The organism is Enterobacter sp. KBR-315C3_2022, assembly GCF_041399425.1.
GTDB lineage: Bacteria > Pseudomonadota > Gammaproteobacteria > Enterobacterales > Enterobacteriaceae > Enterobacter.
In genome coordinates, this window is sequence record NZ_JBGKEB010000032.1 from 1 (window position 1) to 17299 (window position 17299).

At 54.6% G+C, this 17299-nt stretch carries 15 protein-coding genes; 11 read left to right on the top strand and 4 right to left on the bottom strand.

Annotated elements, in window-relative coordinates; genetic code table 11:
• Nucleotides 1-141: 141 nt before the first annotated feature.
• From AB8804_RS21440 to map, 4 genes are all read right to left on the bottom strand, one after another.
• Nucleotides 142-531, bottom strand: coding sequence for a DUF3461 family protein (locus AB8804_RS21440; RefSeq protein ID WP_371189958.1), 390 nt, complete (start codon nt 529-531; stop codon nt 142-144).
• 110 nt (nt 532-641) lie between these two features.
• The gene (gene dapD / locus AB8804_RS21445; RefSeq protein WP_008501915.1) at nt 642-1466 is read right to left on the bottom strand and encodes a 2,3,4,5-tetrahydropyridine-2,6-dicarboxylate N-succinyltransferase; all 825 of its coding nucleotides are present in this window, start codon (nt 1464-1466) and stop codon (nt 642-644) included.
• A 32-nt stretch (nt 1467-1498) separates the two neighbouring features.
• Nucleotides 1499-4174, bottom strand: a complete 2676-nt coding sequence (gene glnD / locus AB8804_RS21450) for a bifunctional uridylyltransferase/uridylyl-removing protein GlnD (RefSeq protein WP_371189959.1) — start codon at nt 4172-4174, stop codon at nt 1499-1501.
• A gap of 62 nt (nt 4175-4236) precedes the next feature.
• Nucleotides 4237-5031, bottom strand: a complete 795-nt coding sequence (map, locus tag AB8804_RS21455; RefSeq protein WP_371189960.1) for a type I methionyl aminopeptidase — start codon at nt 5029-5031, stop codon at nt 4237-4239.
• Nucleotides 5032-5351: 320 nt separating this feature from the next.
• Here map and rpsB point away from each other — a divergent pair, with 320 nt between their 5' ends.
• From rpsB to lpxD, 11 genes are all read left to right on the top strand, one after another.
• Nucleotides 5352-6077 carry a 30S ribosomal protein S2 gene (rpsB, locus tag AB8804_RS21460; protein ID WP_181622317.1) on the top strand — a complete coding sequence of 242 codons (726 nt, stop codon included), beginning with the start codon at nt 5352-5354 and terminating at the stop codon, nt 6075-6077.
• 117 nt (nt 6078-6194) lie between these two features.
• Nucleotides 6195-7046: a translation elongation factor Ts gene (gene tsf / locus AB8804_RS21465; protein ID WP_371189961.1), complete on the top strand. Its 852-nt coding sequence runs from the start codon at nt 6195-6197 to the stop codon at nt 7044-7046.
• A 150-nt stretch (nt 7047-7196) separates the two neighbouring features.
• Nucleotides 7197-7922 carry a UMP kinase gene (gene pyrH / locus AB8804_RS21470; RefSeq protein ID WP_112012846.1) on the top strand — a complete coding sequence of 242 codons (726 nt, stop codon included), beginning with the start codon at nt 7197-7199 and terminating at the stop codon, nt 7920-7922.
• Between the two features lie 167 nt (nt 7923-8089).
• Nucleotides 8090-8647, top strand: a complete 558-nt coding sequence (frr, locus tag AB8804_RS21475; RefSeq protein WP_112012848.1) for a ribosome recycling factor — start codon at nt 8090-8092, stop codon at nt 8645-8647.
• Between the two features lie 94 nt (nt 8648-8741).
• Nucleotides 8742-9941 carry a 1-deoxy-D-xylulose-5-phosphate reductoisomerase gene (gene ispC, locus AB8804_RS21480; protein ID WP_371189962.1) on the top strand — a complete coding sequence of 400 codons (1200 nt, stop codon included), beginning with the start codon at nt 8742-8744 and terminating at the stop codon, nt 9939-9941.
• Nucleotides 9942-10127: 186 nt separating this feature from the next.
• Entirely contained in the window at nt 10128-10886 is a 759-nt protein-coding gene (gene ispU, locus AB8804_RS21485; protein ID WP_371189963.1) for a (2E,6E)-farnesyl-diphosphate-specific ditrans,polycis-undecaprenyl-diphosphate synthase, read from the top strand.
• A gap of 12 nt (nt 10887-10898) precedes the next feature.
• Nucleotides 10899-11756, top strand: coding sequence for a phosphatidate cytidylyltransferase (gene cdsA / locus AB8804_RS21490; RefSeq protein WP_371189964.1), 858 nt, complete (start codon nt 10899-10901; stop codon nt 11754-11756).
• Nucleotides 11757-11767: 11 nt separating this feature from the next.
• A complete protein-coding gene (gene rseP / locus AB8804_RS21495; RefSeq protein ID WP_371189966.1) occupies nt 11768-13120 on the top strand; it encodes a sigma E protease regulator RseP in 1353 nt (450 codons plus the stop codon).
• 31 nt (nt 13121-13151) lie between these two features.
• Nucleotides 13152-15566, top strand: coding sequence for an outer membrane protein assembly factor BamA (bamA, locus tag AB8804_RS21500; RefSeq protein ID WP_371189967.1), 2415 nt, complete (start codon nt 13152-13154; stop codon nt 15564-15566).
• Between the two features lie 122 nt (nt 15567-15688).
• Nucleotides 15689-16183, top strand: a complete 495-nt coding sequence (gene skp, locus AB8804_RS21505; RefSeq protein ID WP_371189968.1) for a molecular chaperone Skp — start codon at nt 15689-15691, stop codon at nt 16181-16183.
• A gap of 3 nt (nt 16184-16186) precedes the next feature.
• The gene (gene lpxD / locus AB8804_RS21510; protein WP_371189969.1) at nt 16187-17212 is read left to right on the top strand and encodes a UDP-3-O-(3-hydroxymyristoyl)glucosamine N-acyltransferase; all 1026 of its coding nucleotides are present in this window, start codon (nt 16187-16189) and stop codon (nt 17210-17212) included.
• Nucleotides 17213-17299: the final 87 nt, after the last annotated feature.

The window sequence follows — 17299 nt, forward strand, 5'->3', positions numbered from 1 at the left end:
ATCTCTGGCAGACTGTATGTAAAGGCACGATGAGGTCTCTTCTGTTTTGTTGGCGCAATCAGTAGATCACACTTCATCGTGCTTTTCATTTTTCTGGGGAACCCTCAGCCCTGTGGGTGAGGGCATCAGACCGCACCCAACTTATTTGTTACGCGTTAACTTCTCAAGATCCGCTTCAATTTCGCTGATCTTATTGGTGACGACGCTTTCAAGGTGACGCAGATCGTCGAGGATCTTACGCTTAAGATCGACTTCGGTGCGGTCGCGCTGGCAGATCTGATCGAGTTCGTCGATCACATAGCGCAGGTTAGGGCTGATTTCCTGTATTTCTTTGTATCCCTGACCTACGCCGTCAGCCACAACGGTCTTACGCTGGCGTGGGTATTTAAACTTCACGCTTTTCGCGAAAAACTCGCCTTTGTCTTTGTGAAAATAGATTTTCAGAATGTCGTTGTTCGCTTCCTGGCGGAGACTGTAGCGATCGATTTCACCAGGATTGGTAATGCCCAGACTTTTCAGATTATCGTACATAGCGGTACCCTTGATCTCAACATAACCTTTGAATAATTAACGAAAAAATCTATTTTCGCCACCTTCAGATATAAAAAAAGCGGGGTAGCCCCCGCTTTTTCTGTATCCAATTAATCGATGGTGCGCAGCAGCTCGTTGATGCCTACCTTGCCGCGGGTTTTCGCATCGACTTTCTTCACGATCACCGCGCAGTACAGGCTGTATTTGCCGTCTTTGGACGGCAGGTTGCCGGAGACGACAACGGAACCCGCAGGAACGCGGCCGTAGTGAACTTCACCGGTTTCGCGATCGTAAATACGGGTGCTCTGACCGATGTAAACGCCCATGGAGATTACGGAGCCTTCTTCCACGATCACGCCTTCCACCACTTCGGAGCGCGCGCCGATGAAGCAGTTGTCTTCGATGATGGTTGGGTTGGCCTGCAGCGGTTCCAGTACGCCACCGATGCCGACGCCGCCGGACAGGTGAACGTTTTTACCGATCTGCGCACATGAGCCGACGGTCGCCCAGGTGTCCACCATGGTGCCTTCGTCAACGTAGGCGCCGATGTTCACGTAAGATGGCATCAGCACGGTGTTGCGGGCGATGAACGCGCCCTGGCGAACCGCCGCAGGCGGTACCACGCGGAAGCCTTCTTTCTGGAAGCGCGCTTCGTCGTAGTCGGCGAATTTCATCGGCACCTTATCGAAGTAGCGGCTTTCTGCGCCGTCGATAACCTGGTTATCGTTGATGCGGAAAGAGAGCAGCACGGCTTTCTTCAGCCATTGATGAGTAACCCACTGACCGTCGATTTTTTCTGCCACGCGCAGCGCGCCGGAATCCAGCAGGGAAATAACCTGGTTTACCGCTTCACGGGTCACGGTATCCACATTTGCCGGGGTAATCTCGGCGCGACGCTCAAAGGCGGACTCAATAACGTTCTGTAACTGCTGCATTGTTTACTCTTTCCATTTCACTAAAAAACACGTCACCCTTTATCGTTTGGATTGAGGGCTGCTGTCAACCGTTGTTGTACTTCAAGCTGAAGGTCATTATTAAGCGCACGCCGGTCGGCGGTGGCGATTATAAATAAATCTTCTACTCGCTCGCCAATGGTTGTAATTCGGGCGCCATGAAGCGAAATTCCCAGATCGGCAAAAACCTGGCCAACGCGGGCAAGCAGCCCCGGCTGGTCGAGCGCGATCAGTTCCAGGAACGATTTCCGGTCGGTATGGGTCGGCAGGAAGTTGACCTCGGTGTCGACGGTAAAGTGGCGCAGTTTTGCCGGCTGGCGGCGCGGCTGCGGCGGCTGCCAGCTGTGCTGGGTGATGGCCTGCTCCAGACCAAAGCGTATCCCTTCATGCCTGTCCGACGACAGCGGGCTGCCGTCCGGCTCCAGCACGATAAAGGTATCCATCGCCATGCCGTCGCGGGTGGTGAAAATCTGCGCGTCGTGAACGCTCAGGTTACGCCGGTCCAGCTCGGCGCACACGGCGGCAAACAGATACGGCCTGTCCGGGCTCCAGATGAAGATCTCGGTGCCGCCGCGCGTGGCCTGCGGGCTGAGAAGGATCAGCGGTTTCGACAGATCGTGATTCAGCAGGTGCCGGGCGTGCCAGGCAAGCTGGTTTGGCGTGTGGCGCACGAAGTAGTTGGCCCGACAGCGCGACCAAATCTGATGCAGCGCCTCTTCGTCAATATTGTCCATCCGCAGCAGCGCCAGAGCCTGAAGCTGGTGATGTCGCACGCGCTCGCGCATGTCCGGGACGTTCTGCATCCCGCGGCGCAGCTGTTTTTCGGTGGCGAAGTACAGCTCGCGCAGCAGGCTCTGCTTCCAGCTGTTCCACAGGGTTTCGTTGGTGGCGCAAATATCCGCGACCGTCAGGCAGACCAGGTAGCGCAGGCGGTTCTCCGTTTGCACCGCTTCGGCGAACTGCTTGATGACCTCCGGGTCCTGGATATCGCGGCGCTGGGCGGTCACGGACATCAGCAGGTGGTGACGTACCAGCCAGGCGACCAGCTGCGTCTCGCGCGAGTTCAGGCCGTGCAGCTCGGCAAATTTGAGGATGTCCTGCGCGCCCAGCACCGAGTGGTCTCCGCCGCGCCCTTTAGCGATGTCGTGGAACAGGGCGGCTATCAGGATAAGCTCGGGGTGGTTCAGGCGCGGCCATAGCTCTACGCACAGCGGGTGTTTAGAGCGCGTTTCTTCTTTTGCAAAGCTCTCCAGCTTGAGCATCACGCGGATGGTGTGTTCATCCACGGTATAGGCATGGAAAAGATCGAACTGCATCTGGCCAACGATGTGCGACCACTGGGGCATATAGGCCCACAGCACGCTGTGGCGGTGCATCGGCAGCAGCCCGCGGCTGACGGCGCCCGGATGGCGCAGCATGCTCAGGAACAGCGAGCGCGCTTCCGGGATATAGCACAGCGGCTGCTTCAGATGACGACGGGCATGGCGCAGATGGCGCAGGGTAGTGGAGTAGATCCCGCTGATGGTGCTGTTGCGCACCATGGTGTAGAACATTCGCAGGATCGCTTCCGGCTCCCGGATGAACAGCGTTTCGTCGCGCAGATCGATAAGCGTGCCGCGCAGCTGAAATTCGTCGTCAATCGGGCGCGGCTTTTCGTCGGCGGTCAATGCCAGAATCGCCTCATCGAACAGCTGCAATAGCATCTGGTTAAGCTCGGAGACGCGGCGGGTGACGCGGAAGAAATCCTTCATCATCTGCTCAACCGGCTCGTTGCCTTCGCCCTCGTAGTTCAGACGCTGGGCCACGCTCAGCTGGCGGTCGAACAGCAGGCGGTTATCGTAGCGGGTCACTTCCAGATGCAGAGCGAAGCGAATGCGCCACAGCAGGTGCAGGCACTCGTTGAGCTCGTTACGCTCGGCCTCGGTCAAAAAGCCGAAGCCGACCATCTCGTCGAGCGAGGTAGCGCCGAAGTGGCGGCGGGCGACCCACTGCAGGGTGTGGATGTCGCGCAGGCCGCCCGGGCTGCTTTTGATATCCGGTTCAAGATTGTAGCTGGTGCCGTGATAGCGCTGGTGGCGCTGATTTTGCTCCTCGACCTTGGCGGCGAAGAACTTTTCAGAGGGCCAGAAGCCGTCGCTGAAGATGTGCTTTTGCAGCTCCAGGAACAGCGCGACGTCGCCAATCAGCAGGCGGGTTTCAATCAGGTTGGTGGCGACGGTCAGGTCGGACAGCCCTTCCAGCAGGCACTCTTCCAGCGTGCGCACGCTGTGGCCAACCTCCAGCTTGACGTCCCAGAGCAGCGTCAGCAGCTCGCCAATTTTCTGCGCCTGCTCGTCCGGCAGCTTTTTACGGCTCAGGACCAGCAGGTCAATGTCGGAGAGGGGATGCAGCTCGCCGCGGCCATAGCCGCCCACGGCGACCAGCGCGACGTCGCTGACCTGCCCGAATCCGTAGTCGATCCACAGGCGCTGCAGAAGCTGGTCGATAAATTCGGTGCGCGCTTCAATGAGCTGTTCAGCGGAGATACCCGCATCGAACGCGCTCCCGAGCCAGCGCTGGAAAACGTCGATATGGGCTTTAATGTCGGCGCAGGTCAGCTCGCGCTGCGGCCAGACGCCCGGGTTGTCGGGCTGATCGGGGAGGGTGGGAAGTGCCGTATTTGCATACTGTTCAGGTAAAAGATTGCTCATCGTTCGCCACCCATAAGGAAAAGCTATCGCCATTAAAAAAGCCGGCAATCGCCGGCTTCTTATCACTCAATGTTCGTCAGTATCGCCGGGATGGTGTCATCCTTGCGCAACGTCATAATTTCGCAGCCGTTGTCCGTCACCACAATAGTATGCTCGTACTGCGCAGACAAGCTCCGGTCTTTGGTTTTCACCGTCCAGCCGTCTTTCATGGTGCGAATGCGGTAGTCGCCCGCGTTCACCATCGGTTCGATGGTGAAGGTCATGCCTTTTTGCAGCACCACGCCGCCGTCATCCGCATCATAGTGCAGCACCTGCGGCTCTTCGTGGAACACGCGACCAATGCCGTGACCGCAGTATTCGCGCACCACGGAGAAACCTTCTGCTTCAACGAACTTCTGAATCGCCGCGCCGATGGTGCGCAGACGAATGCCCGGCTTCACCATCTTCAGCGCCAGGTAAAGGCTCTCTTGCGTCACTTTGCACAGACGCTCGCCCAGGATAGTCGGCTTGCCGACGATGAACATCTTCGAGGTGTCACCGTGATACTCGTCTTTAATGACGGTCACGTCGATGTTGACGATGTCGCCGTCTTTCAGCAGCTTTTCGTCATCCGGAATACCGTGACACACCACTTCATTAATAGAGATGCAGACCGATTTCGGGAAGCCGTGATAGCCCAGGCAGGCGGAAACCGCGTGCTGCTCATTGACGATATAGTCGTTACAGATGCGATCCAGCTCGCCGGTGCTGACGCCCGGCTTGATGTGCGGGGCGATCATTTCCAGCACTTCGGCGGCCAGACGGCCAGCGACGCGCATCTTTTCAATTTCTTCAGGGGTCTTAATAGAGATAGCCATGTAATCTGTCCATCAGCGTCGATTTTTTCGACAATACTAGTCTAAGTGTTGTCAATGGTATCAGTCGGGCACACCTCGTGCCAAATTGAGAATCATTAACAGCACTCACAGCCAACAACTGTTGGTTTCTGGTCGTGTTTTGTGGTATAAAGCGCGCCGGACTTCCGATCCATTTCAGATACACAGGCTGGACGGAAGCGATAATCTCACTTTGTGTAACAACACACACGTATCGGCACATATTCCGGGGTGCCCTTTGGGGTCGGTAATATGGGATACGTGGAGGCATAACCCCAACTTTTACTATAGAGGTTTTAAACATGGCAACTGTTTCCATGCGCGACATGCTCAAGGCTGGTGTTCACTTTGGTCACCAGACCCGTTACTGGAACCCGAAAATGAAGCCTTTCATCTTCGGCGCGCGTAACAAAGTTCACATCATCAACCTTGAGAAAACTGTACCAATGTTCAACGAAGCCCTGGCTGAGCTGAACAAGATCTCTTCCCGTAAAGGTAAGATTCTGTTCGTTGGTACTAAGCGCGCTGCAAGCGAAGCTGTGAAAGATGCTGCTAACAGCTGCGACCAGTTCTTCGTGAACCATCGCTGGTTGGGCGGCATGCTGACCAACTGGAAAACTGTTCGTCAGTCCATCAAACGCCTGAAAGATCTGGAAACCCAGTCTCAGGACGGTACTTTCGATAAGCTGACTAAGAAAGAAGCGCTGATGCGCACTCGTGAACTGGACAAGCTGGAAAACAGCCTGGGCGGTATCAAAGATATGGGCGGCCTGCCAGACGCGCTGTTCGTAATCGATGCAGACCACGAGCACATCGCAATCAAAGAAGCTAACAACCTGGGTATCCCGGTATTCGCTATCGTTGATACCAACTCCGATCCGGACGGTGTTGACTTCGTTATCCCGGGTAACGACGACGCAATCCGTGCTGTTAGCCTGTACCTGAGCGCTGTAGCTACTACCGTTCGTGAAGGCCGTTCCCAGGATCTGGCTTCTCAGGCGGAAGAAAGCTTCGTAGAAGCTGAATAATAAGGTTTTACCCCTTATTAGTACCGTGTATGAATAGGGGCCAATTCTCGGCCCCTTTTTTCAATTTATACTGTTTGGCTACTGGCCGGGCAGTTCACATCTCCCGAGGATTTAAGAATGGCTGAAATTACCGCATCCCTGGTAAAAGAGCTGCGTGAGCGTACTGGCGCAGGCATGATGGATTGCAAAAAAGCGCTGACCGAAGCGAACGGCGACATCGAGCTGGCAATCGAAAACATGCGTAAATCCGGTGCGATCAAAGCAGCTAAAAAAGCAGGCAACGTTGCTGCTGACGGCGTGATCATCACCAAAATCAACGGCAACTACGGCATCATTCTGGAAGTTAACTGCCAGACTGACTTCGTTGCTAAAGATGCTGGTTTCCAGACATTTGCGAACAAGGTTCTGGACGCAGCTGTAGCGGGCAAAATCACTGACGTTGAAGTGCTGAAAGCACAGTTCGAAGAAGAACGCGTTGCGCTGGTTGCTAAAATCGGTGAGAACATCAACATCCGTCGCGTATCTTCTCTGGAAGGTGACGTTCTGGGCTCTTACCAGCACGGCGCGCGTATCGGTGTTCTGGTTGCGGCTAAAGGCGCTGACGAAGAGCTGGTTAAGCAGCTGGCAATGCACATCGCTGCAAGCAAGCCAGAATTCGTTAAGCCAGAAGACGTGTCTGCTGAAGTGGTAGAGAAAGAGTACCAGGTTCAGCTGGACATCGCGATGCAGTCTGGTAAGCCAAAAGAAATCGCAGAGAAAATGGTTGAAGGCCGCATGAAGAAATTCACCGGCGAAGTTTCTCTGACTGGCCAGCCTTTCGTAATGGACCCAAGCAAGTCTGTTGCTCAGCTGCTGAAAGAGCACAACGCTGACGTAACTGGCTTCATCCGCTTCGAAGTGGGCGAAGGCATCGAGAAAGTTGAGACTGACTTCGCAGCAGAAGTTGCTGCAATGTCCAAGCAGTCTTAATGATTGAAAAGGAGCCGCCTGAGGGCGGCTTCTTTTTGTCACCCGTCACATAAAATCAGACAGGCTCTACTACCGCTGTGCTGGTTTGCGACATAACATGTCGCCAGAATTAACCCCCATCTTAATCGTTGACAGTCTCAGGAAAGAAACATGGCTACCAATGCAAAACCCGTGTACAAACGCATTCTGCTTAAGCTGAGTGGCGAAGCGCTGCAGGGAACGGAAGGCTTCGGTATTGACGCAAGCATCCTTGACCGCATGGCACAGGAAATCAAAGAACTGGTCGAACTGGGCATCCAGGTTGGCGTGGTGATTGGCGGTGGCAACCTTTTCCGTGGTGCTGGTCTGGCGAAAGCGGGGATGAACCGCGTTGTGGGCGACCACATGGGTATGCTGGCAACCGTGATGAATGGCCTGGCAATGCGTGATGCGCTGCATCGCGCCTATGTGAACGCCCGCCTGATGTCCGCTATTCCACTGAATGGCGTGTGCGATAACTACAGCTGGGCAGAAGCCATCAGCCTGCTGCGCAACAACCGCGTGGTGATCCTCTCCGCCGGTACGGGTAACCCGTTCTTTACCACCGATTCCGCGGCCTGCCTGCGCGGTATCGAAATCGAAGCCGACGTGGTGCTGAAAGCGACCAAAGTCGATGGCGTGTTTACTGCCGATCCGGCAAAAGATCCTGCTGCAACCATGTACGATCAGCTGACCTACAGCGAAGTGCTGGATAAAGAGCTGAAAGTAATGGATCTTGCCGCCTTCACGCTGGCTCGCGACCACAAACTGCCGATCCGTGTCTTCAACATGAACAAGCCTGGCGCGCTGCGCCGCGTGGTCATGGGTGAAAAAGAAGGCACTTTGATCACGGAATAATTTCCGTCGGCGATAAATACAGGTAAGATTCGGCTTTATTTTGTAGTGGTTTCTTACCTGGACGCGCCGTTGGCGCTGTCATGAAATAAACGCGACTATACTTAGCACACCTGTAGCGCTGTGCTGGCGGATAGTCTGCCTGAGACAAGTTTTCAAGGATTCGTAACGTGATTAACGACATCAGAAAAGATGCTGAAGTACGCATGGACAAATGCGTTGAAGCGTTCAAAAACCAAATCAGCAAAATCCGTACTGGCCGCGCTTCCCCAAGCCTGCTGGATGGCATTATCGTGGAATACTACGGTACGCCAACCCCGCTGCGCCAGCTGGCGAGCGTGACGGTTGAAGATAGCCGTACGCTGAAAATCAACGTTTTCGATCGCTCTATGAGCCCGGCCGTTGAAAAAGCGATCATGGCGTCTGACCTGGGCCTGAACCCAAGCTCTGCGGGCGCTGACATCCGCGTTCCGCTGCCTCCGCTGACCGAAGAGCGTCGTAAAGATCTGACTAAAATCGTGCGTGGTGAAGCCGAGCAGGGACGTGTTTCCGTGCGTAACGTGCGCCGCGATGCGAACGATAAAGTGAAAGCACTGCTGAAAGACAAAGAGATCAGCGAAGACGACGATCGCCGCTCTCAGGACGACATTCAGAAGATGACCGACGCGGCCATTAAGAAAATTGATGCGGCGCTGGCAGAAAAAGAAGCGGAACTGATGCAGTTCTGATTTTTGTCGTACACTGAAAAACGCCGTACAGAGGACCTCGTGTCTTGCTGGCGGCGTTTTGCTTTTCTCTGGGCTAACTTTTTCTGGGCATTTCATGAAGCATTTAACTCTCCTTGGCTCGACCGGCTCTATCGGTTGCAGCACTCTCGACGTCGTGCGCTTTAACCCTGAACGCTATAAGGTGACCGCGCTTGTCGCCGGTAAGAACGTGCAGCGTATGCTTGAGCAGTGTCTGGAGTTTACTCCCCGCTACGCGGTGATGGATGACGAGGAAAGTGCTCGCCAGGTAAAAGTGCTGTTGAAAGAGCAGGGCAGCCGCACCGAGGTACTGAGCGGGCAGCAGGCCGCCTGCGAGATGGCAGCGCTGGATGAGGTCGATCAGGTGATGGCGGCAATCGTCGGGGCGGCAGGGCTTCTGCCGACGCTTGCCGCTATTGATGCCGGTAAAGAGGTACTGCTGGCGAACAAAGAGTCGCTGGTGACCTGCGGACGCCTGTTTATGGAGGCGGTTAAGCAGCGCGGGGCGCGTCTTTTACCCGTCGACAGCGAGCACAACGCCATTTTTCAGAGTTTGCCGCAACCTTTTCAACAGAACCTGGGGTACGCTGACCTGGAGGAGAATGGCGTTGTATCGATTCTGCTCACCGGGTCTGGTGGCCCGTTCCGGGAAACGCCTCTGTCTGAACTGCGCGCAATGACGCCGGATCAGGCGTGTCGTCATCCGAACTGGTCGATGGGCCGTAAGATCTCCGTCGACTCCGCTACCATGATGAATAAAGGTCTGGAATACATTGAAGCACGCTGGCTGTTTAATGCCTCGGCGAATCAGATGGAAGTGCTTATTCACCCGCAGTCGGTGATCCACTCCATGGTGCGCTATCAGGACGGAAGCGTGCTGGCGCAGCTGGGTGAGCCTGATATGCGTACGCCTATTGCACACGCGATGGCGTGGCCGAACCGCGTGAAATCCGGGGCGAAACCGCTCGATTTCTGTAAGCTTAGCTCACTCACCTTTAGCGAGCCTGACTACGAGCGCTATCCGTGTCTGAAGCTGGCGATGGCGGCTTTCGAACGGGGACAGGCGGCGACGACGGCGCTGAATGCCGCCAATGAAATCACCGTTGATGCATTTCTGAAGCAGCAGATCCGCTTTACGGATATCGCCGCGCTGAATCAGGCGGTGCTGGACGAGATGGATTTGCGCGAGCCGCAAAGCGTGGAAGAGGTGCTAAACGTGGATGCACAAGCGCGAATGGCGGCGCAAAAACAGGTGACGCGCCTCGCAGGCTGGTGATAAAGCAACCACTAATTGTCGTGCCATTTGTTAGCGTTGGGCTTCGGTGATATAGTCTGCGCCACCTGATCGCAGGTATTTGACTTAATGTGGTCAGGTAAGCCGTGGTTTGACACGGCTTTTTTATGTTTAGGCTTCAGTATTCCTGAGTACCGTTAAATCCTTTTCAGGGACTAAAAACGCGTTATGCTGTCTGCGAATCAACCAATAAGCGAAAACGTGCCAGCACATGGCTGTCGTCATGTTGCAATCATTATGGATGGCAACGGCCGCTGGGCGAAAAGACAAGGGAAGATACGAGCCTTTGGGCATAAAGCTGGGGCGAAGTCCGTTCGCCGCGCCGTCTCTTTTGCCGCCAATAACGGCATCGATGCGTTAACGCTCTATGCTTTTAGCAGTGAAAACTGGAATCGACCGGCGCAGGAAGTGAGCGCGTTGATGGAACTGTTTGTGTGGGCGCTCGATAGCGAAGTAAAAAGCCTGCACCGCCACAACGTTCGCCTGCGCATTATCGGCGACACCAGTCGTTTTAACTCACGTCTGCAGGAACGGATTCGCAAGGCAGAAGCGCTGACGGAAAATAATACCGGCCTGACGCTCAACATTGCGGCGAACTACGGCGGACGCTGGGACATTATCCAGGGCGTTCGGCATTTGGCCGAGCAGGTTCAGGAAGGGCTGTTAAGACCCGACCAAATTGATGAAGAGGCGCTGGGTCAGCAAATCTGCATGAATGAGCTGGCGCCCGTGGATTTGGTTATAAGGACAGGGGGAGAGCATCGCATCAGTAACTTTTTGCTTTGGCAAATTGCCTACGCCGAACTTTACTTTACAGATGTTCTTTGGCCCGATTTTGATGAACAAGACTTTGAAGGTGCGCTGCATGCCTTTGCCAATCGAGAGCGTCGCTTCGGCGGCACCGAGCCTGGTGGCGACAAAGCCTGATGGGGGTAGCTTTTGCTGAAGTATCGCCTGATTTCCGCTTTTGTATTAATACCCATTGTCATTGCGGCGCTGTTTTTACTGCCCCCGGTGGGATTCGCTATTGTGACGCTGGTGGTGTGCATGCTCGCCGCGTGGGAGTGGGGGCAACTTAGCGGCTTTACGTCCCGCACTCAGCGAGTGTGGCTGGCGGTGCTATGCGGCTTTTTGCTGGCCCTGATGCTCTTTACGCTGCCGGAATATCACCATGATATTCACCAGCCGCTGATCGCTGGCTCGCTGTGGATATCCCTTGTCTGGTGGATAGGCGCCCTGTTGCTGGTGCTTTTCTATCCCGGTTCGGCGGCCATCTGGCGTCATTCAAAAGTTATACGCCTTATCTTTGGTCTGCTCACCATTGTTCCCTTTTTCTGGGGTATGCTCGCGCTTCGCGCCTGGCACTACGACGACAATCACTATAGCGGCGCGTTATGGCTGCTTTATGTGATGATTCTCGTCTGGGGGGCTGACTCCGGGGCCTACATGTTTGGTAAACTGTTCGGCAAGCACAAGCTGGCACCGAAAGTGTCTCCAGGCAAGACCTGGCAAGGATTCTTCGGTGGCCTGGTGACGGCGGCGATTATCTCCTGGGGCTACGGCGTCTGGGCGAACCTTGACGTCGCACCGTCAACGCTGCTTGTGTGCTCTATTTTCGCTGCGCTGGCATCGGTACTCGGTGATTTAACCGAAAGTATGTTTAAGCGCGAAGCAGGGATTAAGGACAGTGGTCACCTCATTCCAGGGCACGGCGGTATTTTGGATCGCATTGACAGCCTGACTGCGGCTGTTCCTGTGTTTGCCTGCCTGCTTTTACTGGTGTTTGGGACGATTTAACGGAAGGTTTTATGCTGAGCATTCTCTGGAATCTGGCGGCGTTCATAGTTGCACTGGGTGTGCTGATTACCGTGCACGAATTTGGCCATTTCTGGGTTGCTCGGCGCTGCGGCGTCCGAGTAGAACGATTCTCCATTGGCTTTGGTAAATCACTCTGGAAACGCACCGACAAGCATGGCACCGAGTTTGTCATTGCACTGATCCCGCTGGGTGGCTACGTCAAAATGCTCGACGAGCGCGTCGAGCCTGTCGCCCCGGAACTCCGACACAGCGCGTTCAACAACAAGACCGTAGGGCAGCGTGCCGCTATCATTGCTGCCGGACCGGTAGCCAATTTCATCTTTGCTATCTTCGCCTACTGGCTGGTGTTTATCATCGGCGTTCCCGGCGTGCGCCCGGTGGTGGGGGACATTGCCCCTGACTCTATCGCGGCGAGTGCGCAAATTACGTCGGGAATGGAACTTAAAGCGATTGATGGCATCGAAACCCCTGATTGGGATGCCGTGCGCCTTCAGCTGGTTGCCAAAATCGGTGATGCAAAGACAACCGTCAGCGTAGCGCCGTTTGGTACCGACCAGCGACAGGAAAAAGTGCTGGATTTACGTCACTGGCGTTTCGAGCCTGACAAAGAAGACCCGGTGGCCTCACTGGGGATTCGACCGCGCAGCGCGCAGATCGAACCGGTATTAGCCGAAGTGCAGGCAAACTCGGCGGCGAGTAAAGCGGGTTTGCAAGCGGGTGACAGGATCGTTAAAGTCGATGGTCAGCCATTAACACAGTGGATGACCTTTGTTACTCTGGTACGTGATAATCCGGGTACATCGCTCGCGCTGGAAGTTGAAAGGCAAGGGAGTCCGCTCTCTTTGACGCTGATTCCGGATACCAAATCGGGCAGCGGTAAGGCGGAAGGGTTCGCAGGCGTAGTGCCAAAAGTGATCCCACTGCCGGATGAGTACAAGACAATACGCCAGTATGGGCCGTTTAGCGCCATTCTTGAAGCCACGGATAAGACATGGCAACTGATGAAGCTAACGGTCAACATGTTGGGGAAATTGATAACCGGTGATGTCAAACTGAACAACCTCAGTGGGCCGATCTCGATAGCTCAAGGGGCTGGGATGTCAGCGGAGTTCGGGGTGATCTACTATCTCATGTTTCTTGCGCTCATTAGCGTGAACCTCGGGATAATCAACCTGTTCCCGCTTCCCGTTTTAGACGGGGGCCATCTGCTGTTTTTAGCGATTGAAAAGCTAAAAGGCGGACCGGTATCCGAGCGAGTTCAAGACTTTAGTTACCGCATCGGCTCGATTTTGCTGGTGCTGTTAATGGGGCTTGCACTTTTCAATGATTTCTCTCGGTTGTAAGAGAGTTAGTTAGGAAGAACGCATAATAACGATGGCGATGAAAAAGTTGCTCATAGCGTCGCTGCTGTTTAGCAGCGCGACCGTATACGGTGCTGACGGGTTCGTAGTGAAAGATATTCATTTCGAAGGCCTTCAGCGTGTCGCCGTTGGTGCGGCCCTCCTCAGCATGCCTGTGCGCCCTGGCGATACGGTTAATGATGAAGACATCAGTAACACCATCCGTGCTCTGTTTGCCACCGGCAACTTTGAGGATGTTCGCGTCCTGCGCGATGGTGATACGCTTCTGGTTCAGGTGAAAGAACGTCCAACGATCGCCAGTATCACCTTCTCCGGCAACAAGTCGGTGAAAGATGACATGCTCAAGCAAAACCTTGAAGCATCTGGCGTGCGTGTCGGTGAATCCCTTGACCGTACAACCCTTTCAGACATTGAAAAAGGTCTGGAAGATTTCTACTACAGCGTCGGTAAATACAGCGCCAGCGTGAAGGCGGTCGTTACGCCGCTGCCGCGTAACCGCGTCGATTTGAAGCTGGTGTTCCAGGAAGGTGTTTCTGCGAAGATCCAGCAGATCAACATCGTGGGTAACCACGCGTTCAGCACCGACGAGCTGATCTCAACCTTCCAGCTGCGCGACGAAGTGCCGTGGTGGAACGTGGTCGGCGATCGCAAATACCAGAAACAGAAGCTGGCGGGCGACCTCGAAACCCTGCGCAGTTACTATCTGGATCGCGGCTACGCGCGTTTCAACATCGATTCGACTCAGGTCAGCCTGACGCCGGACAAGAAAGGGATCTACATCACGATCAACATCACTGAAGGCGATCAGTACAAGCTTTCCGGTGTTGACGTGAGCGGTAACCTGGCCGGTCACTCAGCGGAGATCGAGTCGCTGACCAAGATTCAGCCGGGCGAGCTGTATAGCGGTTCGAAAGTCACCAAAATGGAAGACAGCATTAAGAAGCTGCTCGGCCGCTATGGTTACGCTTATCCGCGCGTGCAAACTCAGCCTGAAATCAACGACGCGGATAAAACCGTGAAGCTTCACGTTAACGTTGACGCGGGCAACCGTTTCTACGTGCGTAAGATCCGCTTCGAAGGTAACGACACCTCCAAAGATTCCGTTCTGCGCCGCGAAATGCGCCAGATGGAAGGGGCATGGCTGGGCAGCGACCTGGTCGACCAGGGTAAAGAGCGTCTGAACCGTCTGGGCTACTTTGAGACTGTCGATACCGATACGCAGCGCGTGCCGGGCCGTCCGGATCAGGTTGATGTCGTCTATAAAGTGAAAGAGCGTAACACCGGTAGCTTTAACTTTGGTGTCGGCTACGGTACTGAAAGCGGCGTAAGCTTCCAGGTCGGCGTTCAGCAGGATAACTGGCTGGGTACGGGTTACTCCGTCGGTATCAACGGCACGAAAAACGACTACCAGACCTACTCTGAGTTCTCTGTGACGAACCCATACTTCACCGTTGACGGTGTAAGCCTGGGCGGTCGTATTTTCTATAACGACTTCAAAGCCGATGACGCAGATCTGTCCACCTATACCAACAAAAGCTACGGCTTAGACGGTACGCTGGGCTTCCCGATCAACGAATACAACACCTTGCGTGCTGGTTTGGGCTACGTGCACAACGACCTGTCCAACATGCAGCCGCAGGTGGCGATGTGGCGTTATCTGGACTCCATCGGCCAATCGGCGAGCACAACCAGCGACAACAACGGTTTCGCTGCGGATGACTTCACCTTTAACTACGGTTGGACGTACAACCGTCTTGACCGTGGTTTCTTCCCGACGTCAGGTTCGCGCGTTAACCTGAACGGTAAAGTGACCATTCCGGGCTCCGATAACGAGTTCTACAAGGTTACGCTGGACACCGCGTCGTACTTCCCAATCGATGATGACCACAAGTGGGTCGTTCTGGGTCGTACCCGCTGGGGCTACGGTGATGGCTTAGGCGGTAAAGAACTGCCGTTCTATGAAAACTTCTATGCGGGTGGTTCAAGCACCGTTCGTGGCTTCCAGTCCAACAACATTGGTCCGAAAGCGGCTTACTACGGCGGCAACGATCCGGATAACTGTAATCAGGGCGCTGGAAAAGTGTGTAGCTCTGACGATGCCGTCGGCGGTAACGCCATGGGCGTCGCGAGCATGGAGTTCATCACGCCAACACCGTTTATCAGCGACAAGTATGCAAACTCGGTACGTACCTCCTTCTTCGTGGATGCGGGTTCGGTTTGGGATACTAACTGGCAGAACACTGCCGAGACGCGTGCAGCCGGTATTCCAGACTACAGCGATCCGAGCAATATTCGCATGTCTGCAGGTATCGCATTACAATGGATGTCACCGTTGGGGCCGTTGGTCTTCTCCTACGCCCAGCCGTTTAAGAAATACGAAGGAGATAAAGCGGAACAGTTCCAGTTTAACATTGGTAAAACCTGGTAATAATCCGCTGCAAAGGAATGCGTTGGCAGTGTAGCGCTGACAACCGGCGATCCGTAACACGATCGCCTTGCCACGCAAAGAACGGTGCCTTCGGGCACCAATGGGATGGTAAGGAGTTTATTGTGAAAAAGTGGTTATTAGCTGCAGGTCTTGGTTTAGCGATGGTAACGTCTGCTCAGGCAGCCGACAAAATTGCGATCGTTAATATGGGTAATCTGTTCCAGCAGGTCGCTCAGAAAACGGGTGTTTCTGCTACGCTGGAAAACGAGTTCAAAGGCCGTGCAAGCGAGCTGCAACGTATGGAAAGCGATCTGCAGACCAAAATGCAGCGTCTGCAACGCGATGGTTCTACCATGAAAGCGAGCGATCGTAGCAAGCTGGAAAAAGACGTGATGGCTCAGCGCCAGACCTTCTCTCAGAAAGCGCAGGCTTTCGAGCAGGATCGTCAGCGTCGTTCCAACGAAGAGCGTGGCAAACTGGTCACTCGTATCCAGTCAGCTGTTAAATCAGTCGCTGCCGATCAGAGCATCGATCTGGTTGTGGATGCGAACGCCGTTGCTTTCAACAGCAGCGATGTTAAAGACATCACCGCTGACGTGCTGAAACAGGTTAAATAAGTAATGCCTTCTATTCGACTGGCTGATTTAGCTCAGCAGTTGGATGCAGAATTACACGGTGATGGCGATCTCGTCATCACCGCTGTTGCGTCCATGCAATCTGCTAAAGCGGGCAACATTACCTTCATGGTAAGTCCCAAGTACCGTGAACATCTGGCTCAATGCCAGGCGTCCGCCGTTGTTTTGACGCAGGACGATCTTCCGTTTGCCACTGGAAGCGCGCTGGTAGTGAAAAATCCCTACCTGACCTATGCGCGTATGGCCCAAATTCTTGATACCACGCCGCAGCCGGCGCAGAACATCGCTGCCAGTGCAGCCATTGATTCGACGGCGACGCTGGGCAACAACGTGGCTGTCGGTGCTAATGCCGTTATTGAATCCGGCGTCGTGCTGGGTGATAACGTTGTGATCGGCCCCGGCTGCTTCGTTGGCAAAAATACCAAAATCGGCGCAGGGACCCGCCTGTGGGCCAATGTGTCCGTGTACCATGACATCGAGATCGGCGAAAATTGCCTCGTTCACTCCAGCACCGTTATCGGCGCTGACGGATTTGGCTACGCCAACGATCGCGGCAACTGGGTTAAAATCCCTCAACTGGGTCGCGTGATCATCGGCGATCGCGTTGAGATCGGCGCGTGCACGACGATTGACCGCGGTGCGCTCGACGACACCATCATTGGTAACGGTGTTATCATCGATAACCAGTGTCAGATTGCACATAACGTTGTGATTGGCGACAATACCGCAGTTGCGGGCGGCGTTATCATGGCTGGCAGCCTGAAAATTGGCCGCTACTGCATGATCGGCGGAGCTAGCGTGATCAACGGCCATATGGAAATTTGCGATAAGGTTACGGTAACAGGCATGGGCATGGTGATGCGTCCTATTACTGAACCCGGCATTTATTCCTCCGGTATCCCGCTGCAACCCAACAAGGTATGGCGTAAAACCGCAGCTCTGGTGATGAATATTGATGATATGAGCAAGCGACTCAAGGCTATTGAGCGCAAAATCGATCAACAAGACTAAGCGTTCATCGGTTTTAACGCTAAACTTCTCGGCCTGTCGGCTTTCTTATAAACCGGCAGGCCGTGTTATTATTGCTACTTAGTACAT

Bases quoted from the DNA above. Each gene is read 5' to 3' on its own strand.
- pyrH (WP_112012846.1), top strand. From the start codon at position 7,197: ATGGCTACCAATGCAAAACCCGTGTACAAACGCATTCTGCTTAAGCTG.
- tsf (WP_371189961.1), top strand. From the start codon at position 6,195: ATGGCTGAAATTACCGCATCCCTGGTAAAAGAGCTGCGTGAGCGTACT.
- bamA (WP_371189967.1), top strand. From the start codon at position 13,152: ATGGCGATGAAAAAGTTGCTCATAGCGTCGCTGCTGTTTAGCAGCGCG.
- rseP (WP_371189966.1), top strand. From the start codon at position 11,768: ATGCTGAGCATTCTCTGGAATCTGGCGGCGTTCATAGTTGCACTGGGT.
- AB8804_RS21440 (WP_371189958.1), bottom strand. From the start codon at position 531: ATGTACGATAATCTGAAAAGTCTGGGCATTACCAATCCTGGTGAAATC.
- ispU (WP_371189963.1), top strand. From the start codon at position 10,128: ATGCTGTCTGCGAATCAACCAATAAGCGAAAACGTGCCAGCACATGGC.
- lpxD (WP_371189969.1), top strand. From the start codon at position 16,187: ATGCCTTCTATTCGACTGGCTGATTTAGCTCAGCAGTTGGATGCAGAA.
- ispC (WP_371189962.1), top strand. From the start codon at position 8,742: ATGAAGCATTTAACTCTCCTTGGCTCGACCGGCTCTATCGGTTGCAGC.
- dapD (WP_008501915.1), bottom strand. From the start codon at position 1,466: ATGCAGCAGTTACAGAACGTTATTGAGTCCGCCTTTGAGCGTCGCGCC.
- rpsB (WP_181622317.1), top strand. From the start codon at position 5,352: ATGGCAACTGTTTCCATGCGCGACATGCTCAAGGCTGGTGTTCACTTT.
- map (WP_371189960.1), bottom strand. From the start codon at position 5,031: ATGGCTATCTCTATTAAGACCCCTGAAGAAATTGAAAAGATGCGCGTC.
- glnD (WP_371189959.1), bottom strand. From the start codon at position 4,174: ATGAGCAATCTTTTACCTGAACAGTATGCAAATACGGCACTTCCCACC.